Origin of the sequence: Acidisphaera rubrifaciens HS-AP3, assembly GCF_000964365.1 — a bacterium.
Taxonomy (GTDB): Bacteria; Pseudomonadota; Alphaproteobacteria; order Acetobacterales; family Acetobacteraceae; genus Acidisphaera; species Acidisphaera rubrifaciens.
Window position 1 is genome coordinate 1 of record NZ_BANB01000006.1, and the last position, 24,942, is coordinate 24,942.

Annotated in this window: 20 protein-coding genes; 10 read left to right on the top strand and 10 right to left on the bottom strand. The window is 69.6% G+C overall.

From position 1 onward, the window contains the following. From B8460_RS00080 to B8460_RS00095, 4 genes are all read left to right on the top strand, one after another. Window positions 1-607 (top strand): RNA polymerase sigma factor (locus B8460_RS00080; RefSeq protein WP_048859531.1); only part of this gene is annotated, 607 nt, incomplete at its 5' end. Beyond that, window positions 600-1,250 (top strand): NrsF family protein, encoded by a 651-nt coding sequence (locus B8460_RS00085; RefSeq protein WP_048859532.1) that lies wholly within the window; start codon window positions 600-602, stop codon window positions 1,248-1,250. The genes B8460_RS00080 and B8460_RS00085, both read left to right, overlap by 8 nt. Before the next feature lie 42 nt (window positions 1,251-1,292). Beyond that, entirely contained in the window at window positions 1,293-2,186 is an 894-nt protein-coding gene (locus tag B8460_RS00090) for an alpha/beta fold hydrolase (protein ID WP_048859533.1), read from the top strand. 159 nt (window positions 2,187-2,345) lie between these two features. Beyond that, complete coding sequence (locus B8460_RS00095) at window positions 2,346-4,064, top strand: PAS domain-containing protein (RefSeq protein ID WP_048859534.1); 1,719 nt, start codon at window positions 2,346-2,348, stop codon at window positions 4,062-4,064. Here the strand turns inward: B8460_RS00095 and B8460_RS00100 are convergent. After that, window positions 4,040-4,819, bottom strand: a complete 780-nt coding sequence (locus B8460_RS00100; protein ID WP_148360174.1) for a hypothetical protein — start codon at window positions 4,817-4,819, stop codon at window positions 4,040-4,042. The two genes, B8460_RS00095 and B8460_RS00100, sit on opposite strands and share 25 nt — an antisense overlap. Window positions 4,820-5,096: 277 nt before the next feature. Between B8460_RS00100 and B8460_RS00105 the strand changes: the two genes are divergently transcribed. Together B8460_RS00105 and B8460_RS00110 are read left to right on the top strand one after the other, a co-directional pair. Then, complete coding sequence (locus tag B8460_RS00105) at window positions 5,097-5,657, top strand: sigma-70 family RNA polymerase sigma factor (RefSeq protein ID WP_048859536.1); 561 nt, start codon at window positions 5,097-5,099, stop codon at window positions 5,655-5,657. Further along, the gene (locus tag B8460_RS00110) at window positions 5,654-6,352 is read left to right on the top strand and encodes an anti-sigma factor (protein ID WP_048859537.1); all 699 of its coding nucleotides are present in this window, start codon (window positions 5,654-5,656) and stop codon (window positions 6,350-6,352) included. The genes B8460_RS00105 and B8460_RS00110 overlap by 4 nt, the downstream gene beginning before the upstream one ends. 162 nt (window positions 6,353-6,514) lie before the next feature. On the opposite strand, the gene B8460_RS00115 is transcribed toward B8460_RS00110, so the two are convergent. The 3 genes from B8460_RS00115 to B8460_RS00125 are packed head-to-tail and all read right to left on the bottom strand — an operon-like array spanning window position 6,515 to window position 9,802. Beyond that, on the bottom strand, window positions 6,515-7,108 hold the full coding sequence (locus B8460_RS00115; protein ID WP_307188604.1) for a fasciclin domain-containing protein: 594 nt from the start codon (window positions 7,106-7,108) through the stop codon (window positions 6,515-6,517). A 34-nt stretch (window positions 7,109-7,142) separates the two neighbouring features. Continuing rightward, window positions 7,143-8,582 (bottom strand): UdgX family uracil-DNA binding protein, encoded by a 1,440-nt coding sequence (locus B8460_RS00120; RefSeq protein WP_048859538.1) that lies wholly within the window; start codon window positions 8,580-8,582, stop codon window positions 7,143-7,145. An 8-nt stretch (window positions 8,583-8,590) separates the two neighbouring features. Continuing rightward, window positions 8,591-9,802 carry a putative DNA modification/repair radical SAM protein gene (locus tag B8460_RS00125; RefSeq protein WP_048859539.1) on the bottom strand — a complete coding sequence of 404 codons (1,212 nt, stop codon included), beginning with the start codon at window positions 9,800-9,802 and terminating at the stop codon, window positions 8,591-8,593. A 34-nt stretch (window positions 9,803-9,836) separates the two neighbouring features. Here B8460_RS00125 and B8460_RS00130 point away from each other — a divergent pair, with 34 nt between their 5' ends. Next, window positions 9,837-10,799 carry a DMT family transporter gene (locus tag B8460_RS00130; protein ID WP_084623027.1) on the top strand — a complete coding sequence of 321 codons (963 nt, stop codon included), beginning with the start codon at window positions 9,837-9,839 and terminating at the stop codon, window positions 10,797-10,799. Here the strand turns inward: B8460_RS00130 and B8460_RS00135 are convergent. The 3 genes from B8460_RS00135 to B8460_RS00145 all read right to left on the bottom strand — a co-directional run bounded on the left by B8460_RS00135 (window position 10,777) and on the right by B8460_RS00145 (window position 17,538). After that, window positions 10,777-13,104, bottom strand: coding sequence for a xanthine dehydrogenase family protein molybdopterin-binding subunit (locus tag B8460_RS00135; RefSeq protein WP_048859540.1), 2,328 nt, complete (start codon window positions 13,102-13,104; stop codon window positions 10,777-10,779). The genes B8460_RS00130 and B8460_RS00135 overlap by 23 nt on opposite strands. A gap of 100 nt (window positions 13,105-13,204) precedes the next feature. After that, complete coding sequence (locus tag B8460_RS00140) at window positions 13,205-16,366, bottom strand: efflux RND transporter permease subunit (protein WP_048859541.1); 3,162 nt, start codon at window positions 16,364-16,366, stop codon at window positions 13,205-13,207. Next, the gene (locus B8460_RS00145; RefSeq protein ID WP_199445491.1) at window positions 16,363-17,538 is read right to left on the bottom strand and encodes an efflux RND transporter periplasmic adaptor subunit; all 1,176 of its coding nucleotides are present in this window, start codon (window positions 17,536-17,538) and stop codon (window positions 16,363-16,365) included. Before B8460_RS00145 ends, B8460_RS00140 begins: the two co-directional genes overlap by 4 nt. 276 nt (window positions 17,539-17,814) lie before the next feature. On the opposite strand from B8460_RS00145, the gene B8460_RS00150 reads away from it, so the two are divergent. Further along, on the top strand, window positions 17,815-18,747 hold the full coding sequence (locus tag B8460_RS00150; RefSeq protein WP_048859543.1) for a hydroxymethylglutaryl-CoA lyase: 933 nt from the start codon (window positions 17,815-17,817) through the stop codon (window positions 18,745-18,747). Next, window positions 18,747-19,925, top strand: a complete 1,179-nt coding sequence (locus B8460_RS00155) for a CaiB/BaiF CoA transferase family protein (protein ID WP_048859544.1) — start codon at window positions 18,747-18,749, stop codon at window positions 19,923-19,925. Before B8460_RS00150 ends, B8460_RS00155 begins: the two co-directional genes overlap by 1 nt. Before the next feature lie 4 nt (window positions 19,926-19,929). On the opposite strand, the gene B8460_RS00160 is transcribed toward B8460_RS00155, so the two are convergent. From B8460_RS00160 to B8460_RS00170, 3 genes are all read right to left on the bottom strand, one after another. Next, window positions 19,930-21,279, bottom strand: coding sequence for a DUF2169 family type VI secretion system accessory protein (locus B8460_RS00160; RefSeq protein WP_084623030.1), 1,350 nt, complete (start codon window positions 21,277-21,279; stop codon window positions 19,930-19,932). Window positions 21,280-21,306: 27 nt separating this feature from the next. Next, window positions 21,307-22,524 carry a hypothetical protein gene (locus B8460_RS00165; RefSeq protein ID WP_048859546.1) on the bottom strand — a complete coding sequence of 406 codons (1,218 nt, stop codon included), beginning with the start codon at window positions 22,522-22,524 and terminating at the stop codon, window positions 21,307-21,309. 221 nt (window positions 22,525-22,745) lie between these two features. Next, complete coding sequence (locus B8460_RS00170) at window positions 22,746-23,141, bottom strand: DUF4280 domain-containing protein (protein ID WP_048859547.1); 396 nt, start codon at window positions 23,139-23,141, stop codon at window positions 22,746-22,748. 134 nt (window positions 23,142-23,275) lie between these two features. Here B8460_RS00170 and B8460_RS00175 point away from each other — a divergent pair, with 134 nt between their 5' ends. After that, window positions 23,276-24,781, top strand: a complete 1,506-nt coding sequence (locus tag B8460_RS00175; RefSeq protein WP_048859548.1) for a type VI secretion system Vgr family protein — start codon at window positions 23,276-23,278, stop codon at window positions 24,779-24,781. Window positions 24,782-24,942: the final 161 nt, after the last annotated feature.

The following is a 24,942-nucleotide window of genomic DNA, read 5'->3' on the forward strand; positions in this document are numbered from 1 at the left end:
GGACGCCCGGGACGGAGCGGCCGGACCGGCGGAGGCTGCGGCACGTGCCGATGAGCGCCGCGCCGGGTGGATGGCCGCGGCGCAGGCCGGCGACGGCGCCGCCTATGCCGCGCTCCTGCGCGACTGCCTGCCCCTGGTGCGCAGCGTCGTCCGGCGTCAGGGGGTTCCGCCCGACGCGGTGGAGGATGCCGTTCAGGATGTGCTGCTGACCTTGCATCGGGTGCGCCATACCTACGACCCAGCCCGTTCGTTCGACGCCTGGATCGCCGGCATCGCGCGCCACCGGGCGATCGATCTGCTGCGCCGCAGCGGCACGCGCGGGCGCCGCGAGGCGCCGGCGGGGGACGACTACGAGGCCCATCCCGACGGCGGCGACGCGCCCGACACGCGGCTGGTGCGCAGCGAGATCGCCGCGCGCGTGCGGGCGGCCGTCGCGCGCCTGCCGGATGGCCAGCGCGAGGCGGTCGAGCATCTTGCCCTGTCCGAACTCTCGTTGACGGAGGCCGCGGCCGCGGCGAACAAGACGAAGGTGGCGTTGAAGGTCAGCCTGCATCGCGGTCTGCGCTCGCTGCGCCGGCTGCTGGCCGAGGACGGGACCGATGGCTGACGTGATCCCGAACGACCGCCTGATCGACGCGCTCGCCGCAGACCTGCCGCCGGTCCGCCGGCTGTGGCCGCCGTTCGTGCGGGCGACGGGCTTCCTCGCCGTGGTGCTGGCGATCGGCACGCTGCTCGCCTGCCTCGTGCCGCTGGAGCCGATCGCCCGGCGCCTTCTGGGCGCACCCGACCTGATGCTGGCCGCGATCGGCTCGACGGCGACGGCGGTGCTGGCGACCCTCGCGGCCTTCGCGATCAGCCTGCCGGACCGGAGCCGGGCCTGGGCGCTGCTGCCGCTGCCGGCGGCGGCGCTGTGGATCGGGGCGAGCGGTCTCGGCTGCCTGCGCACGGTGCTTGCGCCCGCGTCGCACGTGCCCGAGGCGGCGGAGACGATCGCATGCCTGCGCTTCATCCTCGGCATGTCCCTGCCGCTCTCGGCGCTGCTGATCGTGATGCTGCGGCGGGCGGCCCCGTTGCGGCCGCGACTGACGGCGATGATGGGCGGCCTCGCGGTCGCCTCGGCGGCGGCGAGCCTGTTGTGGTTCGTGCACCCGTTCGACGCCTCGGCCACGGATCTGTGTGTCCACATCGTCGCGGTCGGCATCGTGGTCGGTCTCAACGAGGCGTTCGGCGGCCGGCTGCTCGGGCGCTGATCCGGCTACCCGCCCGGCGGCGGGCGCTGGTAACGTCCACGCATGAACCCGCTGATCCCCGGCCCCACCTCGCGCATCTATTTCTCGCAGCGTCTGCGGCTGCATTACGTCGACTGGGGCAATCCCGACGCGCCGCCGCTGCTGCTGCTGCATGGCGGGCGCGACCATTGCCGCAACTGGGACTGGGTGGCCGAGGCACTGCGCGGCGACTGGCATATCGTCGCACCCGATCTGCGCGGCCACGGCGACAGCGCCTGGTCACCGGACGGCAACTATGCCGTCTCCGCCTTTGTCTATGATCTCGCGCAACTGATACATCAGCAGAAGCTCGCGCCTCTCACCATCATCGCGCATTCGCTCGGCGCGCATATCGCGCTGCGCTATGCCGGCCTCTATCCGGACCATGTGCGCAGGCTCGTCGCCATCGAGGGTGTCTGGCCGCCGCCGGCCCGCGCGCATGACGGCGCGGAGGCCGATATCGGGGCGCATCTGCGGGCCTGGATCGACCGCACGCGCGGTCTCGCCGGCCGCCTGCCGCGCCGTTACGCGTCGATCGAGGATGCCTTTCGACGCATGCAGGAGGAGAACAAACATCTATCGCCGGCGCAAGCGCTGTATCTGACGCAGCATGGCGTTAATCAGAACGAAGACGGCAGTTTCAGTTGGAAATTCGACAATTACGTCCGTGCCTTCGCGCCGCATGACGTGACCATGGCGGAACTGGAAGCATTGTGGCGGGCAATTACCTGCCCTATCATGCACGTATATGGCGAAGAGACGCGCCTGCCGGACCCGGCGGCCAAGGGGTGGTTGCCGCTGTTCCGCGACGCGGAACTCCTGCGCGTGCCGCATGCCGGCCATTGGGTGCATCATGACCAGCTCGACGTATTCATCGCCGCGGTGCGACGGTTCATCGGCGGGAGCACCATCGCATGACCGTACGCAGCCGCGATCGTGCGCAAGTGATGTAGCGGATTTGGTCCGTTGACGGTATGATGCCAGTCTCGCGTTACGGTCACGGTCGTCTCGCCCGCAATGACTTTTCAGTCGGTTTGGAACAACCTATCTTTGGTCAAAGTATTGTCGGGATGCGAGATGGTGGCCACCGCCGGGATAAGCTCCTCTGGCGACGCTGACCGTTCGTCCCGCCGCCAAGCGGCGCTGCGCTATCTCGCGGGCGGCGCGCGGGATGTGTTCTGGATCGTCGACACCGCGACGCAGCAACTCCTGCATATCGGGGCGGGCTTCGAACGGATCTGGGGCCGCGGCGCCGGCGACCTGCGGGCGGCGCAGGAGATTTGGCGGGATGCCATCCTGCCGGAAGACCGTGCCACGCGCGACCGCGCGCTGCTGCCGCTGATCCAGGGGCGTTCTGCCACCTATGATTGCATCTATCGCATCGTTCGGCCGGATGGCGGTGTGCGCTGGATACGCGACCGGGGATGGCCGGTGCTGGATGACGCTGGCCGTGTCATCGAAGCGGTCGGCGTCGCCGAGGACGTAACCGAGCGGCAGTTGCAACTGCAACGTGCGCAGCTGCTCGCTCATCTCACCGACACGCTGCGCGTGCTGAACGATCCCGGCGAGGTGCTGGTGGCGACGTCAGAGGCGCTGGGGCGCTTCTACGGCGTGGCCCGCGCGGGTTTCGCGCAGATGCTGCCGGACGGTCAGCATGTCTACGTCGCGCATGACTGGAGCGACCGGCTGCCGAGCATCGAGGGGCTGCACGATCTCGCCGCCGACAGCGCCTTCGCGGCCGCGGTCAGCTCCGGGCGCCCGGTGCTGGTTGACGACGTCGCCACCTCGCCGTTCGCGACGGTCGGTCCGCAAAGCCGGGGGAGCGAGGTCCGGTCCGCCGCCTCCGTGCCGCTGATGCGCGACGGCCGGGCGGCAGTGGTCGTGTTCCTGCACGGCGACCAGCCGCGGATGTGGTTGCGCGACTGCGGCAACCTGATCGAGGAAGTGGCCGAGCGGGCCTGGGCCGTCGCCGAGCGGGCGCGGGCCGCCCAGGCGCTTCGCGTCAGCGAGGGCCGCTACCGCGCCCTGGTTCTCGCGTCCTCGTCGATCATCTGGCTCGCGGACGCGAGCGGGCGCCTGTCCGGCGGACAGGCCGAGTGGGCCGATTTCACCGGCATGTCCCCCGCCGGGCTGGAGGGGTTCGGCTGGCTGTCCGCGGTGCATCCCGAGGACCGCGTCGCGCTGCCCGGCCTGTGGCAGAACTGCCTCCTCACCAAGATGGATTTCGTCGTGGAGTACCGGGTGCGCCGCCGGGACGGGGCGTGGCGGTGGTTCCGCAGCCGCGGCGTGCCGGTGCTCGGCGCCGACGGCCGCGTGACCGAATGGGTCGGCATGCTGAGCGACATCCACGAGCGTCGCGAGGCCGAGGCGCGGGCCGAGGCCGCGGCGCAGCAACTCGTCGTCGCGATCGACAACGGCCTGATCCTGCCGTGGTGGGTGGACCTGGTGGCGCGCGAGGTGCGCTGGCACCCGGCGCGCAACGACGAGTTCGGTCTCCCGGCCGATCTGGCGGCCCTCCCGCTGGAGGTGTGGCTGAAGACGGTGCATCGCGATGACCTGGTGCGGGTGCGCGGCCTCCTGCAGGACGCGCTGAGCGAGCATCGCGAACGGTTCGATATCGCCTTTCGCCTGTTCGTCCCGGACCGGCCGGTGCGCGATGTCATCTGCTACGGTGCGATCACCCGCAACGAAAAAGGCCGGGTCGTCGGCATCGCCGGCATCCTGCAGAACCGCTCCGACGCCGGACGCGCCCGCGCCGTCGCCGACCCGGGTCAGTCGCCCGACGGCGGCGGATAGGGAGCCGGGTAGGGATAGGGCCGGGGGGAATACGGGCCGCCATAGGGTCCCGGCGGGTAGGACGAGGGATAGGGCGGCATGCCGGCGCCCGCCCCCGGCTGAGCCCCCGGCTGACCATATGGCATCCCGGCTCGCGGCATCCCCCCTTGCGGCACCCCCCCTCGCGGCATCCCGGCGCGCGGCGGCCCGGTGCGGGCGAGCGCCCCGTCGACGATGGACAGGGCCCGCGCGCGATCGCCGGCCGACAGGGCCTGCAGCGCCGCATGGATCGCGCCCACCAGGGGCCGCCGGCTCGGCTGATTCGTGACGAAGGCGGGCGTCGAGCGGTCGAGCAACCGCGTCTCGGCCCGTTCCAGCGCCTCCTGCGCCTCGCCCGTGCGACCGGCGGCAAGCGCGCGGCGGGCGTCGATCAGAAAGCGCCGCGGCGCCCCATCCTCCCCGGCCGCCGGTGTCGGCAGGCGCGGCGCGATCGCCGAGCGGGTGTCGTAGGGCGAGATGTTGCTGGATTGCGCGGACGACGGATAGGACGGCCCGACGCCCGGGATATGACCGGGCCGTACCGCCGGCGGCGTTGACGGGGCGGCGCCATGGGGCAGGGCGGTCGGATAGCTGTAGTCCTGCGCGGCCGCCGGGATCGCGCACAGGCAGACGCCCACAAGGAGCATCCCGGAAAGGCCCGTCCGCAGCCGGGCGCGGGGCGGGGTGCCGGCCGCCGAGGGGTCGGGCGTCGGCAGGGTGCGCGTGTGTGCGGACATGATGAAGCCTTCCTCGCTGCCGAGCCCGCTTGTCGCGCCGGCGCCGCCGGCTGCCAAGTCACGGTGTTTGTCGAATGGTTGCAGCCGCGCGGCGACCGGGGCGAACGTTCTGCACGCGGCGCATCCGCCCGCCCGGGCGCCACGTAAGTTGTCCATGGAGGCAGTTCTCGCAGCGGATTGGGGTCGGGGCGGCGGCTTGTTGGCAGGCGCGGCGGCGGAGTATGGTCCGGCGACACGCAGGCGGCCACATGCCGCCCTGCGCTGCCACGAGGCCGCCGTGTACGACGCCAGCGTCACATCCGAGACCCCCGATCATCCGGGCAGTCTACTGCAGCGCTGCGCCGGCGGGGATCGTCTGGCGCTGCGTCGCCTGTATGAGACCCAGGGCGACCGGCTTTACGGCATCGCGCTGCGCATCACCCGCCAGCAGGCGCTCGCGTCCGATGCCGTCCACGACGCCTTCATCAACGTGTGGCGCCGGGCCGGCCAGTTCGATCCGGCACGCGGCAGCGCCGAGGCGTGGCTTGTCAGCATCGTGCGCAACCGTGCGCTCGACCTCGCGCGGCGCAACGCGCGGGAGGTGACGGGCGTCGAGATGCCCGAGCAGGAGGACGACGCCGAGGATGCGCTGTCGCGGCTGTCGCGCTCGCGCGAGGCGGAGGCGCTGCGCCGCTGCCTCGGCGAGCTCGACGAGGAGAAGCGCAAGCTGGTGATACTGGCCTTCATGGACGGGATCACCCACACCGAACTGGCGGCTCGCCTGCGCCTGCCGCTCGGCACGGTCAAATCCTCCATCCGGCGCGGACTGCAGGGTCTGCGCAGGTGCCTGCAACCATGAGCGGCGTGCACGACGACGGCCCCGACGACCGCGACATGCGGGCGGCGGAATACGTGCTCGGCGTGCTCGACGGAGCAGAGCGGGCGGCGGTCGATCGCGCCCTCCTGTCGGAGCCTGGCCTCGCCGCGGCGGTGCAGGAGTGGGAGACGCTGCTCGCCCCCATCGCGACGGCGATCGCGCCGGCCTCCCCGCCGGCGGGGCTGCTGGAACGTATCCTGGCCGACCTGCCCGGCGGCGTCGTCGTACGGCCGCCGTCGATGGCGCGGCGCGTGTGGCGCAGCACGTCGTTCTGGCGCGCGACCACCGCGGCGGCAATGGCGGTGGCCGCGGGCTTCGCGGCGCTGGCCTATCTGGAACCGGCCGCCCCGCGCCTGACCGCCGTCCTGACCGCGGCGGGATCGAGCGGCGCCGTCTTCCTCGCACAGGTGCAGGCGGACGGGTCCATCCTGATCCGTCCGACCGGACAGGTCGCGGTCGCTCCCGCCAAGGATCTGGAGCTGTGGGCGCTGGCGAAAGGCACCACCGTGCCAGTCTCGCTCGGCGTGCTGCCGGAGAGCGGCCGCCACGTGCAGGCGCGCGCCTTTGACACGCCGGCGACCAAGCTGCTCATCAGCATGGAGCCCAAGGGCGGCTCGCCTACCGGCGCGCCCACCGGCCCGGTCGTCTACGCCGGCCAGCTCGCCCCCTTCCGCTGACATCCACGACAGCACGATAACCGCGCCGGCCGCATGCGGGGGCAGGCGCGCGGCGTCCGCTGTGCGGCGCCTCAGGGGCCGTGGCGTGAGCTGAAAAAATAACGGCCCCGGACCAGATGTCCGAGGCCGCCGATCGAAACCGGTGGTCTGCGCCGAGGTATGTCAGCCCGGCAGCAGAACGTGATCGATCGAGTAAATCACGCCATTCGACTGCAGGATGTCATAGACAATGATGTCTGCCACATCGCCCTTCTCATCCTTCACCTGAATGTTGTGCGGCCCGTTCATCGTCAAGGTCAACGTGCCGCCGGAGACCGTCTTCAGCGTGGCCTCGCCGTGGCCGGCCCTGATCTTGTGCATCAGCTCCGCCGCCGTGAGGCGCCCGGGCACGACGTGATAGGTGAGGATCTTCACCAGCGTCGGCTTGTTCTCGGGCTTGAGCAGCGTCTCGACGGTGCCGGCGGGCAGGGCCGCGAACGCCGCGTTGGTGGGGGCGAAGACGGTGAACGGGCCCTTGCCCTCCAGCGTGTCCACCAGGCCCGCGGCCTTCACCGCGGCGACCAGCGTCGTGTGGTCGGCGGAGTTGACCGCGTTTTCGACGATGTTCTTGTTCGGATACATGGGCTGACCGCCGACCATCACCGTTGCGGCGAAGGCGGGAGCCGCGAGGCCTGCGATCAGGGCGGCGATCGCGAGCGAGCGCTTCATGGGTGGAACCTCCTGTGTGCCGCGGCCGATTCCGGCCGCCGCCTGCACTACCCGCGACGCGCGCGGGCGGATGCAGCCCGCATTACATTCCGGCGCGGATATCGTCGCCGCCGATCTCGGCGATCGCGCGCAGGTCGGCCACGAAGGCGGCATATTCCCGCGCCTTCGCCGCCTCGTCCGGCAGGCGCAGGAGAAACGACGGATGCACGGTGATGAAGCCGCGCGCGCCGCCGTCGAGCGCGAAGGCGCGGCCGCGCTCGCGCGAGATGGTGACCACGCGACCGAGCACGGCGCGCGCCGCCGTGGCACCCAGCATCACCAGCAGACGCGGGGCGACGGCATCCCGTTCGATGGACAGCCAGTGGCGGCACGCCTCGATCTCGGGCGCCTCCGGCTTCTGATGGATGCGCCGTCGGCCGCGCGGCTCGAACTTGAAGTGCTTCACCGCATTCGTGACGTAGACGAGACGGCGATCGATCCCCGCCTCGTCGAGCGCGCGGTCGAACAGCTGACCGGCGGGGCCCACGAACGGGCGTCCGGCGAGGTCTTCCTGATCGCCGGGCTGTTCGCCGACGAACATCACCGCCGCCCGCGCCGGCCCCTCGCCGAACACGGTCTGGGTCGCCGGCTGCCAGAGGGCGCAGCGACGACACTCGGCCGCCTCCGCGGCGGCGCGGGCGAGAGGGGACGGCGCCGCCGGATCGCCGCCGGGCGATGCGCCTGCGGGGGCGCGCGACGGGCGCGGCGCGCGTGGCGTCTGTGACAGCATGGTGTCGGTGCGCGCGGCGGCGGCGCGTACGAGGTCGGGGATCACGGCGGTCTCCGGCATGTTGCGCCAGTATTTGCGCGGCATCTCCGACAGCATCGCGCCGGTCTTGAGCCGTGCGGGGTTGAAGATCGCGCTGAAATAGGCGCGCCAGTACGCCTCCAGCGCGTCGTCATCCGGCACATCCTGCGCCTGTGCGCCTGGGCCGAACGTCACCGCCTCGCCATCCCAGTGCGCGCTGCGGTACGGCGTCAGGATCGACCACAGCATGGTGGCGAAGCGGCGGGCGAAGAACGGCGCGTTCGCCTCCACGATGTAGTGGTCGGGCTCGAACCACGCGATGTGACGCAATCCTTCCGGTTCCGTGACGGCGCGGAACCGCAGGAACGCGCGCATCTTGTGCGTGTCGCGCCGCACCGCCTGCGCGAGGCGCTGCGCGCGGTGCACCGCCGGGTCGGTCGTCTGTTCCAGCAGATGCCGCTCGCCGCCATGCACGCGGTGAATCAGCGCATACAGCAGCGCGAAGCGCGCCGGCTCGCGCGCCTGGATCACCGTCTCCGCCAGGTCCACCAGCGCCCGGGGGACGCTGAACGTGCCCTCGGGCGCCGGCAGCGGTGCCGTCTCCGCGAACAGATCATCGGCGGCGCGCACCGACCAGACGAGGTCCTCCGCCGGGGTGCCGGCCAGCACGTGCGCGCGCGTCGCGGCGCGGAATCCGTCCCAGTCCGTCTCGTGCGCGAGCACCACGCCGGGCATGCGCGCCGTCAGGCGAACAGGTCGCGCTGGGCCGGCGGCGGCACCAGACGCGCGCGAAGATCGGCGCGGTCGAGCGTGCGCGGACGGTGATCCGCCGTGACCACGAAGGGCGCGAGCTTGGCGAGCGGAAGCCGCAGCCGCGCGAGATCGCCCATGCGCAGCCGCCGATGCCGGCGCGCCTGCAGGATGCGGCCCACCGACTTCACGCCGAGGCCCGGCACGCGCAGCAGGACCGCACGATCGGCGGCGTTGAGATCGACGGGAAACATGCCGCGGTGGCGCAGCGCCCAGGCAAGCTTCGGGTCGAGCGCGAGGTCGAGATTGCCGTCATCCTCCAGCGGCAGTTCGTCGAGCCCGTAGCCGTAGAAGCGCAGCAGCCAGTCCGATTGATACAGCCGGTGTTCGCGCAGCAGCGGCGCCGCACGCGACGGCAGGCGGGCGGATGCATCGGGGATCGGGCTGTAGGCCGAATAATACACGCGCCGCAGTCCGTAGCTGCCGTAGAGGTTGGTGGCGGACGTCAGGATATGCCGGTCGGTCGAGTCGTCGGCGCCAACGATCATCTGCGTGCTTTGCCCGGCGGGGGCGAAGCGGGGTGCGCCGCGCTCCCGCCCGGCGTCGATGCGGGTGCGCAGCCGCGCCATGGTCCGGCGGATGCCCGGCAGATCCTTCTCCGGCGCGAGCGTGCCGAGGCTGTCGGCGCGCGGCAGCTCGACGTTGATCGACAGCCGGTCCGCGAGCCGCCCGGCCTCGGCCAGCAGGGCGGGATCGGCGTCCGGTATCGTCTTCAGGTGGATGTAGCCGCGAAACCCGTGCGTGTCGCGCAGCAGCCGCGCCACCCGGACGACCTGCTCCATCGTGTAGTCCGGGCTGCGTATGATGCCGGACGACAGGAACAGACCTTCGATACAGTTGCGGCGATAGAAGCCCAGCGTGAGCGTGACGACTTCCTCCGGCGTGAACCGGGCGCGGCGGACGTTGGACGAACGCCGGTTGATGCAATAGAGGCAGTCATAGATGCACGCATTGGTCAGCAGGATCTTCAACAGGCTGATGCAGCGGCCGTCCGGCGCATAGGCGTGGCAGATGCCCATGCCCTCGGTCGAGCCGATGCCGCCCGCGCGGCCCAGCGAATGGCGCCGGTCGGTGCCGGACGACGCGCAGGACGCATCGTATTTCGCGGCGTCCGCGAGCAGGCTGAGCTTGTCCAGAAGGTCCATGCCGTGCCCCGGTTCGATCGGCGGGAGATCGTAGTTGCCTGTTTGTTCTAAGGTCTCCGGCGGCGTTTACAAGCCCGGCGGAGGGGGTATCGGCGGGTTATGGGATCGGGCGTGGCTGCTGCTGCCGCTCGCCGCGCTGTTCTGGAGCGGCAACGTGGTCATCGGCCGGGCGCTGGCCGGGCATATCCCGCCGATCACCCTGGCATGGCTGCGCTGGTGCGTGGCGCTTGTGTTCCTCACCCCCTTTGCGTGGCGGCGGGTCTGGCACGATCGCGGCGCCCTGCTGGCGTCGTGGCGGATCATGCTCCTGCTGTCGCTGACCGGCATCACGATCCAGAACACGCTGGTGTACTACGGGCTGACCACGACCGTCGCGCTCAACGGGCTGCTGTTCCAGTCGATCACGCCGCTGCTGGTGCTGGTCTGGGCCTATGCGCTGTTCGGCGAGCGGCCGAGCGGGCGGCAGACGGCGGGGCTGGTGATCTCGCTCGCCGGGGTCGCGGTGATCGTGACACAGGGCGCGCTGGTGCATCTGCTGCGCCTGCATATCAACCGTGGCGACGGATTCATCCTCGCGGGCATGACGGATTATGCGTTGTATGCCGTGTTGCTGCGGCGCCGGCCGGCGGTGCATCCGCTGAGCTTTCTCGCGACCACCTTCGCGCTGGGGGCGGCGATGCTGATCCCGGCGGTGGTGATCGAACAGGCGCACGGGCCGGTGGCGAACGTAACCCCGGCCACCGTGGTCGCGGTGCTGTTCGTCGCCATCTTTCCGGCGTTGCTGGCCTATCTGTTCTTCAACCGGGGCGTGGAGCTGATCGGCGGCGCGCGCGCGGGGCAGTCCCTGCATCTGGTGCCGATGTTCGGCAGTCTGCTCGCCGTGGTTTTCCTCGGCGAGCAGCCCCGTTGGTATCACGCCGGCGGCATCGCGCTGATTGCCGCCGGCCTTGTCCTCGCGCAGACGCGCCGGCGGATCAGGCTGCCTTCGCCCGGCTGATCGCCTGCCACACGCTTTCCGGCGTGGCCGGCATGTCGAGATGCGTGACGCCGACCGGGCGCAGCGCGTCGACGATGGCGTTCATCACGGCCGGCGGACTGCCGACCGCGCCCGCCTCGCCCGCGCCCTTCACGCCGAGCGGGTTGGACGCGCAGGGCACCTCGATGAAATCGACCTCGATATCCGGCAGGTCATAGGCGCGGGGCAGGCAGTAATCCATCAGGCTGCCGGTCAGCAGCTGGCCGGAGCCGCTGTCATAGGCGGTGCGCTCCAGCACCGCCTGGCCGAAGCCCTGGGCGACGCCGCCATGCACCTGTCCACGCACCACGAGCGGGTTGATCGCGCGGCCTACGTCGTCCGTCACCGCATAGCGGACCACGTCGACGGTGCCGGTGTCGGGATCGACCTCGACCTCGGCGATGTGGCAGCCGTTGGGGAAGGTGTGGGCCTTGATCTCCGCCACCTCGGCGGCGTCGAGCGTGGTCACGTCCTCGCCCTTGGCGGCGCGGGCGCGCTGTGCGACCGCGAGGCCGATGATGTCGATGGCGCGGTCGGTGCCGACGATGGTGAACACACCATCCTCGAACACGATGTCGGCGGGGGCGGCTTCCAGCGCCTCGGACGCCGCCTTCTTGCCGCGTTCCAGCACCACCGCGGTGGTCGCGAGGATGGCCTGTCCCTCGGAATACAGGCTGCGGGCGCCGCCGGTGCCGCCGCCGGTCGGGATGGTATCGGTATCGCCCTGGAAGATGCGGATCTTTTCGCCGTCCACGCCAAGCTCGACGGACACGAGCTGCGTATAAGCCGTCTCGTGCCCCTGACCCGTGGACTGCGTGCCGACGAACACGTCCACGAAGCCGTCATCGGCGAAGCGGATCTCCGCCCGCTCGCTCGGCGCGCCGCCGGTCGCCTCGAGATAGTACGACAGGCCGATGCCGCGCCGCTTGCCGCGCTTGGCCGCCTCGGCGCGTCGCGCCGGGAAACCCGCCCAGTCCATCTTCGCCAGCGCCGCGTCGAGCACGGTGACGAAGTCGCCGCTGTCGTAGAGCTTGCCGACCGGCGTCTTGTGCGGCATCGCGCTCGGCGGAACCATGTTGCGCCGGCGTATCTCCGCGCGGTCGATCCCAAGCTCGACCGCGGCGGCGTCGATCAGCCGCTCGACGAGATAATTCGCCTCCGGCCGCCCGGCGCCGCGATACGCGTCCACCGGCACCGTGTTCGTGAACACGCCGATGACGTTCGCATAGACCGCCTTGAACCCGTAGACGCTGGCGAGCACGCCGGTGCCGGCGCCGGTCGGGATGAACGGGGCGAAGGTGGACAGATAGGCGCCCATGTTGGCGACGTTGCGCGACCGCAGCGCCAGGAAGCGCCCGTCCTTGTCGACGGCCAGCTCGCCCAGCGTGATGTTGTCGCGGCCCTGCGTGTCCGACAGGAACGCCTCGCCCCGGTCGCTCGCCCACTTCACCGGTGCGCCGAGCGCGCGCGAGGCGAAGCAGGTCAGCACATGCTCGGGATACAGGAACAGCTTCATGCCGAAGCCGCCGCCGACGTCCGGCGTGATCAGGCGGAACTTGTTGGGATCGACCTTGAACACCGCCTGTCCGAGCAGCTGCTTCAGCACCCAGCCGCCCTGCGTGTTCGCGTACAGGGTCCAGCGGCCGGACTCGCCACTGTAGTCGGCGATGCAGGCGCGCGCCTCCATCGAGTTGACGACGATGCGGTTGTTGATGACCTGCAACCGGGTCACGTGCGCCGCCTCGGCAAAGGCCGCATCGGTCGCGGCCTTGTCGCCGATCTCCCAGTCGAAGCAGATGTTGCGGGCGATGTCGGGCCAGACCAGCGGGGTGTCCGCATCGGACGCCGCCGCGAGGTCGGTGTTGGCCGGCAGCAGGTCATAGTCGACCGCGACCGCCTCCGCGCCGTCGCGCGCCGCCTGCGGCGTCTCCGCCACCACGAAGGCGACCGGATCGCCGACATGCCGGACCGCGCCGTCCGCGAGCGCCATGCGCGGCGGATTCGCCCGGTCGCTGCCGTCGCGGTTCTTCAGCGGGATGGCGCAGACCAGCGGGCCGATCCCCGCCGCCTTGAGGTCGGCGACCGTATAGACGGCCTTCACCCCCGGCGTCGCCGCGGCGGCCGTCGTATCCATCGAGACAATGCGCGCCGCCGCGTGCGGGCTGCGCAGAACATGTCCGTACAGCATTCCCGGCAGGTTGATGTCGTCGGTGTAGCGGCCGCTGCCCTTGAGCAGCCGCGGGTCTTCCACCCGGCGGACGGGCTGTGCGAGGCCGAACTTCGTCATCTGGCTCTCCTGAACGCTGGCGTGATCATGGATATCCTAGCATGTGCGGCGCCCCGGCGTGACTCCAAGGGGCGCCACGTCGCGGCGGCCGGCCGTCGGCTCAGTCGTCGCCGGCGGACACGTGAGGCCGGACCGCCGGCGCCCGCCGGCGACCGAAGCGTGCCTTGACCCGCTCGCGCGCCGATTGGAACGTCACATAGAGCATCGGGATCATGAAGATGCCGATGCTGCTGGCCGCGATCATGCCGCCGAACACCGCCGTTCCGACGCCGCGACGCGAGAGGGCGGCCGCGCCATGGGCGAACACCAGCGGCACGAGGCCGAGGATGAAGGCGATAGAGGTCATCATCACCGCCCGGAACCGCTGCTGCGCGCCGAGGATGGCGGCGTCGCGGATCGCAAGGCCGCGTTCGCGCTGATCCTTGGCGAACTCGATGATCAGGATGCCGTTCTTCGCCGCCAGCGCGATCAGCACCACGAGACCGATCTGCGCGTACAGGTCGAGCGACAGGCCCGACAGCAGGATCGCCACGAAGGATCCCGCGACGCCCACGGTGACGGACAGCAGGACGGGAACCGGGATGACCCAGCTTTCATAGAGGCCGACCAGGAACAGGTAGGCGAACAGCACGGCGAGGGCGAGGATGATGCCCGTCTGCCCGCTCGCGAGCTGTTCCTGATACGCCGTGCCGGTCCACTCGAACGCATAGCCGCGCGGCAAGGTGCGATCCGACACCGCCGCCATCGCGGCCAGCGCGTCACCCGACGACACGCCAGGGGCCGGGCTGCCGTTGATCGGCACCGCGCGGTAGTTGTTGTAGCGCGTGATGACCTGCGGCCCCGTCACGATGCGTATGCTCGCCAGCGACCGCATCGGCACCATCTGGTTGCTGCTGTTGCGGACATACACCTGCCAGATGTTGCGTATGTCGCGCCGGTCGGCCGCCTCGCCCTCGAGGTTCACCTGCCAGGTACGCCCGAACAGGTTGAAGTTGTTGATGTAGATGCCGCCCAACGTGGCGGAGAGCGTGGTGAATATGTCGTTGATGTTGACGCCCAGCGCCTGGGCCTTCTCGCGGTCGATGTCGAGATAGATCGACGGGTTCGTGGCGGTGAAGGTCGAGAAGACGCGGGCGAGTTTGGGGTCCGCGTTGGCGGCGGCCACAAGCCCGTGCATGACGCTGCCGATCACCTTCGGATCCTGACCCTCCAGCGCCTCCAGCTCGTATTCGAAGCCGCCGCTGGTGGAGAGGCCGAGGATCGGCGGCAGGTTGAACGGGAAGATCGTCGCACTGCGGATCTGCTGCACCGCGCCGAATGTCTGGCCGATCAGCGCCTGTGCCGAATCCGCCGCCCCGCTGCGGTCGGCAAAGGGCTTGAGCCGCGCGACCACGAAGGCGTTGTTCGGCTCCTCGGCCCCGTCGAGCAGCGAGAAGCCGATGATCGACAGGACATGCTCGACCTGCGGCATCTTGCGCAGGATCGCCTCGACGCGGGCCGACACGGCGCTGCTGCGGGCGACGGAGGCGCCATCCGGCAGCTGGACCGCGACGAAGAACGCGCCCTGATCCTCCTCCGGCAGGAAGCCGGTCGGCGTGCGCGCGCCGAGGAGGAAGATCGCGACCGCGAACCCGGCCACCAGCACGAGCGACAGCACGCCGACCCGCACCAGGCGCCGCACGACGCTCGCATAGCCGTCGCGGACATGGTCGATGCCGCGCATGACGCGGCCCATGATCCCGCGCTTGGGTCCGGTGTTGCGCAGGAACACGGCGCACAGCGCGGGCGAAAGCGTCAGCGCGTTGATGGCGGAGATCAGCATCGCGCTGCTGATGGTCACCGCGAACTGCCGGAACAGGGTGCCCGACAGGCCGGGGATGAAGCCGATCGGCACGAAGACCGACAGCAGAACCAGGGTGATGGCGATGATCGGCGCGGTGATCTGCCGCATCGCCTTCTTGGTCGCCTCGGCCGGGGTCAGGTCGGGCTCTTCCTCCATGACCCGCTCGACATTCTCGACCACGACGATCGCGTCATCGACGACGATGCCGATCGCCAGCACCATCGCGAGCAGGGAGACCGTGTTGGCGGAGAAGCCGAGCGACATCAGGAAGGCGAAGGCGCCGATCAGGCTCACCGGCACGGCGACGGTCGGAATGATCGTCGCGCGCAGGTTGCCGAGGAACAGGAACACGACCAGCACGACCAGGACGAAGGCTTCCAGCAGGGTCTTGATGACCTCGTGGATCGTGTCGGTGACGAAGGTCGTGCTGTCGTACATCACGAGCGCGTGGATGCCGGGGGGGAACCGGCTGCGCAGGCGGTCGATCGTCTGGGCCACCGCCTTGGCCGTCGCGACGGCGTTGGCGCCGGGCGAGAGATAGACGCCGATCGGCACGCCGGAGCGCCCGTCGATGCGGCTTTCGCTGTCCTCGTTCTGCGCGCCGAGCTCGACGCGGGCGACATCGCCGACCCGCAGGACCGATCCGTCGGGATTGGCCCGAATGATGATGTTCCTGAACTGGTCGGCGGTGACGAGACGTCCCCGCGTCTGCAGGTTGAGCTGGAACTGCTGGTCCGGCCCGATCGGCCGGGCGCCGATGCGCCCGATCGGCGCCACGACGTTCTGCGACTGGATGGCGTTGATGATGTCGGTGGGCGAAAGGTTGAGGTTCGTCAGGCGGTTGGTGTCGAACCAGATGCGCATCGAGTAGTTCATCTTGCCGAACAGGCTGGCCTGCCCGACGCCCGGCGTGCGCGAGATCTGATCGAGGATGTTGATGATGACGTAGTTGGTGACGAACAGCGAATCGAGCTTCGGATCGTCGCTGTAGAAGATGATGAACTGCAGCACCGACGACGATTTCTTCTGCACCGTCAGGCCCTGGAGCTGGACCTCGGACGGAAGCTGCGACAGTGCCGTCTGCACGCGGTTGTTGACGTTGACCGTGTCGATGTCGGGGTTGGTCCCGAGCTCGAAGCTCGTGGTCAGCGTATAGCTGCCGTCATTGCCGCTGACGGACTTCATGTAGATCGACTTGTCGACGCCCACGACCTGCGCCTCGATCGGCTGCGCGACCGCCTGCTCGACGGTCTCGGCCGAGGCGCCGGGATAGTTCGCCGTCACCGTCACCTGCGGCGGCACGATGTCCGGAAACTGCGCCACCGGGATGCGGGCGAGCGAGAGCGCGCCCGCGAGCGTGATGACGATCGCGATGACGATGGCAAGTCGCGGCCGATCGACGAAGACGCTGGAGATCATTGGTTCACGGCACCCGCGGCGGCCTGTCCGGCCGGCTCGGCCGCCGGCCCCGGCGAGACGACCTGCCCGTTATGCACGCGCTGGAGCCCGTCGAGGATCACTTCCTCGCCGTCCTTCAGGCCGCTGAGCACCGTCGCCAGCATGGGCGTGGACTGGCCGAGCTGCACCCGCCGCTGCTCCACCTTGTTCGCGCTGTTGACCGTGAAGACGTAGTCGCCCTGCTGGTCGGAAAGGACCGCCGCGCGCGGGATCGAGAGTACCTCGACCGGCTCGACCCCTTCCAGCAGAACCGTGACGAACTCGCCGTCCGTCAGCGCCCGGATCGTCTGCTGGTCGCGCGGCAGCGGAAGGGGCGGGTTCGGAATGGTGCCGCGCAGGATCACCGTATCCGTGGTGGGCGAGACCGTGTTGTCGACGAAATCAAGCTTTCCCGCCTGACCATACATCTTGCCGTCGGGCAGGCGCAGTCGGATGACGACCGCGTTGTAGCCGCCCTTGGTCGCGTATTTGTGAAGCAGGTCGATCACCGTGCGCTCGGAGACCGGGAAGACCACCCACATCGGGTCCTGGCTCACGATCGTCGTGAGCGTGCGCGACGAGGGGGTGACGACGTTGCCGATGGTCACCGACGTGCGGCCGATGCGGCCGTCGATGGGCGAGCGGATCTCCGTATAGCCGAGGTTGATCTCCGACTGCTCGAGCTGCGCCTGCGCGCTCAGCACCTGGGCTGCGTCGGAGAGCTGCGTCGCGCGTGCGTTATCGACGGTGGATTGCTGGCCGGCGGGCGTATGCAGCAGCGCCTGCGCGCGCCCGAGCGTGATGTTGGCGTTCTCAAGCTGGGCCTTGGCCTGCGCGACGGCGGCGCGCTTAGCCTCCACGTCGGCCTGGAAGGGGGGCTGTTCCAGAAGGTACAGCAGCTCGCCCTTCTTGACCTCCGCGCCCTCGACGAAGGCCTGCTTTTCGAGGAAGGCGGTGACGCGGGCGACGATCTCGACGCGGTTGGTCGCCTGTATACGGCCGACGAACTCGTTGGTCTCGGTAATGGCGCGTCGGGCCACGCGCACGATGCCGACCGCCGGCGGGCCGCCCGGCGGCCGCTGTGCCCGGGCCTGCGGTGCCACGGCAGCCAGCAGGCACAGCGTGGCCATGGCAAGCCGTCGGCCGATGAGCACGTGACGCATCATGCGGGCAGGGTCCTTCCGGTGGGCCGCTCGCGGGAGCGGCCGGGATGGGGCGCGCCGGGCCGCACGGATCGTCGATCCGTCACGGTCCCGCCCCATGCCGAGACGTGGTCTGTCTGACAATTCCGCAATGTCGCCCGGCGTGAGGCAAGGGGTCAACACGTTCGGGCGTCGGACGGAAATCCGGGTTGCCGGGCAGCTTGCACGCGCGCGCGACGGGACGCAGGCTCCGGCCGGAACATTCGGCGGCTGTGAAGGAGACGGATCATGGGCGAGGCTGTAACGGTCCGCGAGGTCGGCCCGCGCGACGGGCTGCAGATGGCGGCGACGCGCATGGCGACGGCGGACAAGCAGCGCTGGATCGCCGCGATCGCCGCCGCCGGCCTGCCGGAGATCGAGGTCGGCAGCTTCGTCCCGCCGCGCGTGATCCCGCAGATGGCCGATACCGACGCCGTCCTGCGCGCGAGTGTCGGCCTGGGTGGCCCGCATGGCGGTCCGGTGCTGGTCGCCCTGGTGCCGAACCTGCGCGGCGCGCAGGCGGCGTTGGCGGCTGGGGCGGGCAAGATCACCATCCCCGTATCGGTCAGCGAGGGGCACAGCCGCGCCAACATCAACAAGACGCCGGACGAGCAGATCGCCGAGGTGGCCCGCATCGCGGAGTGGATGCGCGGGCAGGACCGCCCGGTCCCGGTGGAGGCCGCGTGTTCCACCGCCTTCGGCTGTTCCATCGACGGCGTCGTGCCGCTGGATGCCGTGCTGCGCGTCGCCGAGGGACTGGCCGCGGCCGGCGCCGACACGATCGCGCTCGCCGATACCGTCGGGTATGCCAATCCGGCGCAGATCCGTCGCACGGTGCGCGCGGTGCGGGCCGCGATCGGCGCGCGGCTGGAGCGGCTGCATCTGCATGACACGATGGGGCTCGGCATCGCCAACGCGCTCGCCGGGCTGGACGAGGGGATCAGGGCGTTCGACTCCTGCATCGGCGGCCTCGGTGGCTGTCCCTATGCGCCGGGCGCGTCGGGCAACATCGTGACCGAGGATCTGGTGTTCATGCTGGAGAGCATGGGCCATGCCACGGGCATCGATTTCGATCGGCTGCTGGAGGCGCGCGCCATCCTGCATGCCGCGCTGCCGGACGAGCCGATCCACGGCCAGATGCCGAAGGCGGGGCTGCCGCGCACCTTCCGGCGGGCCGCCTGATGACCGTGCAGCCGCTGGCGGGCGTGCGCGTCGTCGAATTCGTCCACATGGTGATGGGGCCGAGCTGCGGCCTCGTGCTCGCCGATCTCGGCGCGGACGTGATCAAGGTCGAGCCGGCGCCCGACGGGGACAACACGCGCCGGCTGACCGGATCGGGGGCGGGCTTCTTCGCGAGCTTCAACCGCAACAAGCGCAGCATCGCCCTCGACCTCAAGAGCGAGGGCGGCATGGACCTCGCCCGCCGGCTGATCGCGACGGCGGACGTGGTCTGCGAGAACTTCCGCCCCGGCGCGATGGACAAGCTCGGCCTCGGCCCCGCCGCGCTGATGGCGGCGCATCCGCGGCTCATCTACTGTTCGCTCAAGGGCTTCCTGCCCGGGCCGTACGACACGCGCGTGGCACTGGACGAGATCGTGCAGGTGATGGGCGGTCTCTCTTATATGACCGGCCTGCCGGGCAAGCCGATGCGGGCCGGATCATCCGTCAACGACATCATGGGCGGCGCGTTCGCGGCGATCGGCGTGCTGGCGGCGCTGATCGAGCGCGCGCGCACCGGGCGCGGGCGGCATGTGCAGGCGGGGCTGTTCGAGAACAACGCCCTTCTGGTGTCGCAGCACATGTCGCAATACGCGATCACCGGGCAGGCGCCGAAGCCGATGGGCACGCGCGACGTCGCCTGGCCAGTCTATGACCTGTTCGACACGGCCGACGGCGGGCAGATTTTCCTCGGCGTCGTGACCGACACGCAATGGCGGGTGTTCTGCGAGGCGTTCGGACTGGACGCGCTGCTGTCCGATCCGGAACTGGGCACGCAGGCGGCGCGGCGCGCGGCGCGGGCGCGCACGATCCCGCTGATCGCCGAGGCGCTGCGGCCACACACGCGCGCAGCGCTGGTCGAGCGGTTCGGCGCGCTTGGCCTGCCGTATGCGCCGGTGGTGGCGCCGCCGGAACTGTTCGACGATCCGCACCTCAACGCCGCGGGCGGGCTGGTGCCGGTGCAGGTGCCGGGCGGCCCGGCGACGAAGCTGCCGGCGCTGCCGATCTCGTTCGACGGCGAGCGCCCGGGCCTGCGCCACGACCTCCCGCCGGTCGGGGCGCACGGGGCGGAGATCGCGCGCGACCTAGGGCTGAGCGAGACGCAGATCGCGGCGCTGCGCGCGGCGGGGGCGCTGGTGTAGCGGTTCAGGCGGGGGGCTTGGGGATCAGGCCGGGGAAGCGCTTCTCGATGTCGGCGAACGTCGCGGTAACAAACGCATCGAGATGCTGGAGGATGGTTTCCGGGTTGGTCTCAGTACTGATGACCTGCAGAAGTTCGGGCGGGAAATTTGCTTTCGCCGCCATCTTTCGCATCTCCGCAAAGGTCTGTGCCTCCGTCGCGGCGCGTCCGGCCGCTGCTTCCGCCTCGGCGGCGGCGGCGGCGGCGGCGCGCTTCTCGTGCACCGCTGCTCTGTCGGCCGCCTCCAGCAAGTTTGCCGCGTGAGCGCGCAGCAGTCGGGTCGGCAGATCGGGTTCGAGCGGTGGCCCGGCGACCGGCTCCGTCGCGACGATGCCCGTCAGCAACCCGTCCATCCCCTCGTCTTCGTCGAGCGGGACGTTGCCGCGCCACACGAGGACAAGTTGCTCCTCGTCGGGCAGCGCCACTACGGTATCCAGGTGCATCGGCACGGCCTCGGCCGTCACCTCCTCCCCGCGCTTGCGCAGGACGGCGGCCTGTGCGCGCAGGCCGGGCAGCCGCGTGGTGAGTCGCGGATGCTTGGGATGTAGGTTGATGAGGGTGATTTCCTCGGTGCCCACGGGCGAATTGGCGGCCTGCTGTCCCTCAGGCGCCGCGTTGTGGAAGCTCGGATCGTAATCGAGCGGCGGCAGCGGCGCGCGGAACGTCGCCCAACGGCGATCGCGCGTGCCGAGTTTCTTGTGCCTGAACGCAAAGCTGCGTGGCACCGGCGCGAAGTTGGCGGGTGTCGGCCTCTGTTCCAGATCTATCAGCGGTTGGATCGGGTCCTCGATCTGTGGCAGCCAGAGTTCTTGCGTGCCGTCCGGCAACGTCACGGCATCAAGACCACGGCCCATCGGGTTACGACGATCCGACAGCCCGCCATAGCTGAGTTCCCAGCGAAGCGGAACGGTTGTGACCGGCTGTGTCGGTCCCACAAACCATCCGCCGTTACCCTTGGTGCGGCGCGCGAGGCGCGGACCGGAGATCAGCAGCTCCTTGCGCAACGGTCCGAAGACAAAGCCGGCACGCCCGTTCGTCGCCGCCACGCCGCCGGGGGCATGCCATGACCCATGTATCAGGAAGTCCGTGTGCGGCTTGTAGGGCGCCAGATCGCCGGCCCAGGCGAGGCTGCGGCCGAGATCGTCCATATGGATTTTGTCGTTGACGACCTTCCGTTGCTTCTTAGCCGGGGTGCAGATGCCGCCGGGGACAAGGTCAAAAGTACCCTTTAGAATCAAGGTCAACGAGGTCCGTGGGAAATGACCATCAGCTTCGAGCGAGAGCACCGAAAAATCGGTCGCATTTTCCAGAATCATAGGGATAAAACCCGCAGGGGCTCTTCTTTAACCTGTAAGAACATTTGCTCCATTTACCTGAACGGACGTTCCACGAATTTGGACGATATTAGGCATCAGAGTGATCGAACTCGTGCCGCACATCAGCACGATTGACTGAGCTGAGGTGATTTGCATGGCCGGCGTCTTGATCGAATTGCTGCCCCCATCAACTGTAATAGTTGTTCCCGGCGCCGCGCTCATCAAAATCCCAGCATCCGTTACAGTCAAAAAATTTGCATCATCGGCCTCGAGCATGATCGAGGTAGGTGTCATCTCAAATGACGGGACCGTTCCGCCAAGTGACGAACCCGCTGCCTGACTTGCGACAATGCCAGCGGCCATCGCCGCGATCTGACAAGCGACGATAACGCTGCTCAATGCTGCGGATACCGACGCGGCCGTTATCATCGTCGTCTTGATCTTGTCGTAATTCTCCATCGTCGGTGCGCCGATCAAGTCGAGCGCGGTGCCGATTCCCACGTCCTCGATGCCCGCCAGCATCGATGCAACGCCCGCGACGACGAGCGAGGCTGTCATCAGTGCGTCCGCCCACTTTTGCGCGGGCGTGCCGGCGGCCGCCACAGCGAGCGGATCGACCGAGAATTTGATTGATGTCGCTGCGGAGACGGCATAGGCGCTTGCCAGGGCGGCCTCTCCCCAACCCTGCACGTTCATCACGACGCCGTTGCCGGGGGCCGCCGTGATGTTGACGATCTGACCTCCGAAGATGTTCTGCGTCGCCCCGTAATTCGACCACAACAGTCCACCGACACCGGTGGAGGCATCATTGCCCGCCCACACGGTCATGGTATTGCCGCCGTTGAAACTCACGAGGTCGCTGGCGTTGATCGCCATCTGCGCAGCGGAGGCGTAGGTCGAAATCAGTCCCTTGCTTGAATACGACGCATTGGAGACGAGACCATTGGTGACCGTGGCGCTGAGTGCTTCGGCTGACCAGTCCGCCTTGATGTTCGCGATGTATTGCGTGTTTGGGCTGTAGACCGTGAAGTTATCGTATGAATACAGCACGATCCCTTCGTTCGCCCGCGGGTCGTCGCCCGTCGGCGTGGCCGCCATCGTGTAGCTGCCGTTCTCGCCGTAGACGACATAGTTGTCGACCTTCGGGTCGGCGGCGCCGAGCCGGAGCGTGTACATATAGGCTGGCTGCGTCTGGCCCGGGGCCGGGATGCCGAGCGCGAAGGTGGTGAGCTGGCTGTCCGTCATCCCGCAATCTCCCGTCTGTGCCGCGTGCGCGCCGGCACGGGCGGTCGTATCGGCTCCCACCACCCGTCGCCGCGATCAAGCGTCGGCTTACCGGTTACACCGTTCCGCAACGATCCGAACGCACCGTGCCAGATGGCAGGCGACGCGGGAAGCACCCGCGCGATCCGCGTCGCCGGTTGGCCCGTGCACGGGCCGCGGACAATGCCGGCCGCTTCCAGCCGTCAGGTCTCGGTCGTCGCCACGAACTCCGCCGGTACGTCGACCGCGATCTCACCGCCCCAGGCGCACATGCATGTGCTGCTGACCAGCGCGAGCGGCATGCCCTCGAACGACACGCTCTCCGATGGCGGGTCCCATGGCTCGGCGATCACCGGCACGCACGGCATCGGGGTCAGCACGCCCATCGCGGCGGCGGTGGCCGACGCCACTTCCGGGTTGGCGATGCTGCTGCACATGCCGAAGGGCGGCACGTTGTCGATCGGGATGATCTCGGTGAAGGTCGCGGTCGTCATGCCCATGATCACCGGCTTGCCGGGCAGTTCGAGTGCCACGAACGCCGACGGCGTGACCCCGAACGAGCAGGTCAGCATACAGCCGGTGGTCAGAAACTCGGGCATCGTGTGCCTCCGCCATTCTCCACGCGGCGACAGTCTGCGTCACGCCGCGCTGGCTGAACAGATGCTTCCCGCGTCGCATGGCGTCTGGCACGCTGACGCGGACGAACGGATCGCCGCGGAACGGAGAGGCCGGAATGCTGACGCTTGATCTCGGCGGCGCGTGGCCGGGTGACCATACGCCCGTACGTGCGGAGGCGGAGGAGGCGGTCAGCGCGTGCTGGCGCGTCGTGACGGACCTGATCGCCGACAGCGGCGACGTCGATCCCGCCGATCTGTTGCAGAAGCCCGCCACGATCACCCTGCGCGGCACCGGCCCCGGCCGCGTCTTCAGTGGCCTGGTGACCGGCTTCGCCCTGATGGGCGTGCTGCCGCAGGGGCGTTACTGGTATCGCCTGACGATCGAGACCGCGCTGCGCCTGTTCGCCTATACGCGCCGCAGCCGCGTCTTCTGCACGGAGCAGCCGGCCAACGTCGCCGGCGTCATCAGCCAGGTGCTCGCGAGCGGCATCGGGGCGCGGGCGCCGGAATCGCTGCGGTTCGACCTCAAGACCACGACCTATCCGACGCGCGACATGGTCGTGCAGTACGACGAGACCGATCTCGACTTCCTGTCACGGCTGGCCGAGGATTCCGGCATCTTCTGGGTGCTCGATCAGACGCAGGGCGCGGAAAGCCTGCTGTTCGGCGACAGCAATGTCTGCTTCCCCACGCTCCAGGCCGGTGGCGGGGATGACGGGGCCGGTGGCCAGGGCGCATCCTCCGCCACGCTGCCCTATCGTCCGCGGATCGCGACCGGCGATACCGCGCCGGCCGTGCGCGGCGTCACGCTCACCAGCGCCGTGGTGGCGCAAACGGTGCAGCTCAACGAATGGGCGCCGACCAACCCGGCCGTCGCCCTTCTGACGGCCTCGGCACCGGTCGCGGGCGGGGTCGGCCAGATCGTCAGCGCCGGTGACGAGCATTACGCCGACATCGCCTGGGGGCGCACGCTCGCGACCATCCGGGCGGAGGAGGCGGCCGCCGGGCGCCGTGTGCTGGAGGCGACATCCGATGTCGGGCCGGTCGCGGCGGGACATGTCTTCACCCTCAGCGGCCATCCCGCCGGCGGCGTCGACGGGCAATACGTCATCGTCTCCGCCAGCCACGAGGCGTGGCAGTCCGTCGCGGGGGCGGAGTTCATCCTGGGCGAGGCGCGCACCGGCAGCGGCTATGGCAACACGTTCCGTGCCATCCCCGCCGCCGTACCGTTCCGCCCGGCCCGGCGCACGCCCTGGCCCAGCGTCGCGGGGCTGGTCCGCGCCGTCGTGGACGGGGCGGCCACGGGCTGGTCGGACGTCGACGCCAACGGGTTCTATCGCATCGTCTTCGCGTTCGACCCGGCGACGCATCCGCCGGGCCAGGCCTCGGCGCCCGTGCGCCTGCTCGCGCCCTATGGCGGCCCGGACGAGGGGCTACATTTTCCGCTGCGCCCAGGCGCGCAGGTGCTGGTCGCCTTTCACAACGGCGATCCCGACCGCCCGGTCATCGTCGGCGCCGTGCCGGATACCGTGCAGAAAAGCCTGGTGTCGCAGGCCAACCGCAAGACGCACATGATCCGCACCGCCGGCGGCATCGTGATGCGGCTCAACGACGGTTCGTAGGCAGCGCCTCAGATAAACCCCGTCGTGCAGCGCCGCTCCGCCGCCTCACCGCTCCAGCTCGTGGCGCCGAGGCGGGTATCGCCCAGCCGGAACGCCGCGTCCGCCGCGGGATCAAGCAGGAGATCGACGCGGATCGCCACCGGCTCGCGCACCGCGAGCCG

What these genes read in the sequence shown, in the direction of transcription:
- B8460_RS00085 (WP_048859532.1), top strand. Translation starts at nt 600, where the DNA reads ATGGCTGACGTGATCCCGAACGACCGCCTGATCGACGCGCTCGCCGCA.
- B8460_RS00090 (WP_048859533.1), top strand. Translation starts at nt 1,293, where the DNA reads ATGAACCCGCTGATCCCCGGCCCCACCTCGCGCATCTATTTCTCGCAG.
- B8460_RS00095 (WP_048859534.1), top strand. Translation starts at nt 2,346, where the DNA reads ATGGTGGCCACCGCCGGGATAAGCTCCTCTGGCGACGCTGACCGTTCG.
- B8460_RS00100 (WP_148360174.1), bottom strand. Translation starts at nt 4,819, where the DNA reads ATGTCCGCACACACGCGCACCCTGCCGACGCCCGACCCCTCGGCGGCC.
- B8460_RS00110 (WP_048859537.1), top strand. Translation starts at nt 5,654, where the DNA reads ATGAGCGGCGTGCACGACGACGGCCCCGACGACCGCGACATGCGGGCG.
- B8460_RS00120 (WP_048859538.1), bottom strand. Translation starts at nt 8,582, where the DNA reads ATGCCCGGCGTGGTGCTCGCGCACGAGACGGACTGGGACGGATTCCGC.
- B8460_RS00125 (WP_048859539.1), bottom strand. Translation starts at nt 9,802, where the DNA reads ATGGACCTTCTGGACAAGCTCAGCCTGCTCGCGGACGCCGCGAAATAC.
- B8460_RS00135 (WP_048859540.1), bottom strand. Translation starts at nt 13,104, where the DNA reads ATGACGAAGTTCGGCCTCGCACAGCCCGTCCGCCGGGTGGAAGACCCG.
- B8460_RS00140 (WP_048859541.1), bottom strand. Translation starts at nt 16,366, where the DNA reads ATGATCTCCAGCGTCTTCGTCGATCGGCCGCGACTTGCCATCGTCATC.
- B8460_RS00150 (WP_048859543.1), top strand. Translation starts at nt 17,815, where the DNA reads ATGGGCGAGGCTGTAACGGTCCGCGAGGTCGGCCCGCGCGACGGGCTG.
- B8460_RS00155 (WP_048859544.1), top strand. Translation starts at nt 18,747, where the DNA reads ATGACCGTGCAGCCGCTGGCGGGCGTGCGCGTCGTCGAATTCGTCCAC.
- B8460_RS00160 (WP_084623030.1), bottom strand. Translation starts at nt 21,279, where the DNA reads ATGATTCTGGAAAATGCGACCGATTTTTCGGTGCTCTCGCTCGAAGCT.
- B8460_RS00165 (WP_048859546.1), bottom strand. Translation starts at nt 22,524, where the DNA reads ATGACGGACAGCCAGCTCACCACCTTCGCGCTCGGCATCCCGGCCCCG.
- B8460_RS00170 (WP_048859547.1), bottom strand. Translation starts at nt 23,141, where the DNA reads ATGCCCGAGTTTCTGACCACCGGCTGTATGCTGACCTGCTCGTTCGGG.
- B8460_RS00175 (WP_048859548.1), top strand. Translation starts at nt 23,276, where the DNA reads ATGCTGACGCTTGATCTCGGCGGCGCGTGGCCGGGTGACCATACGCCC.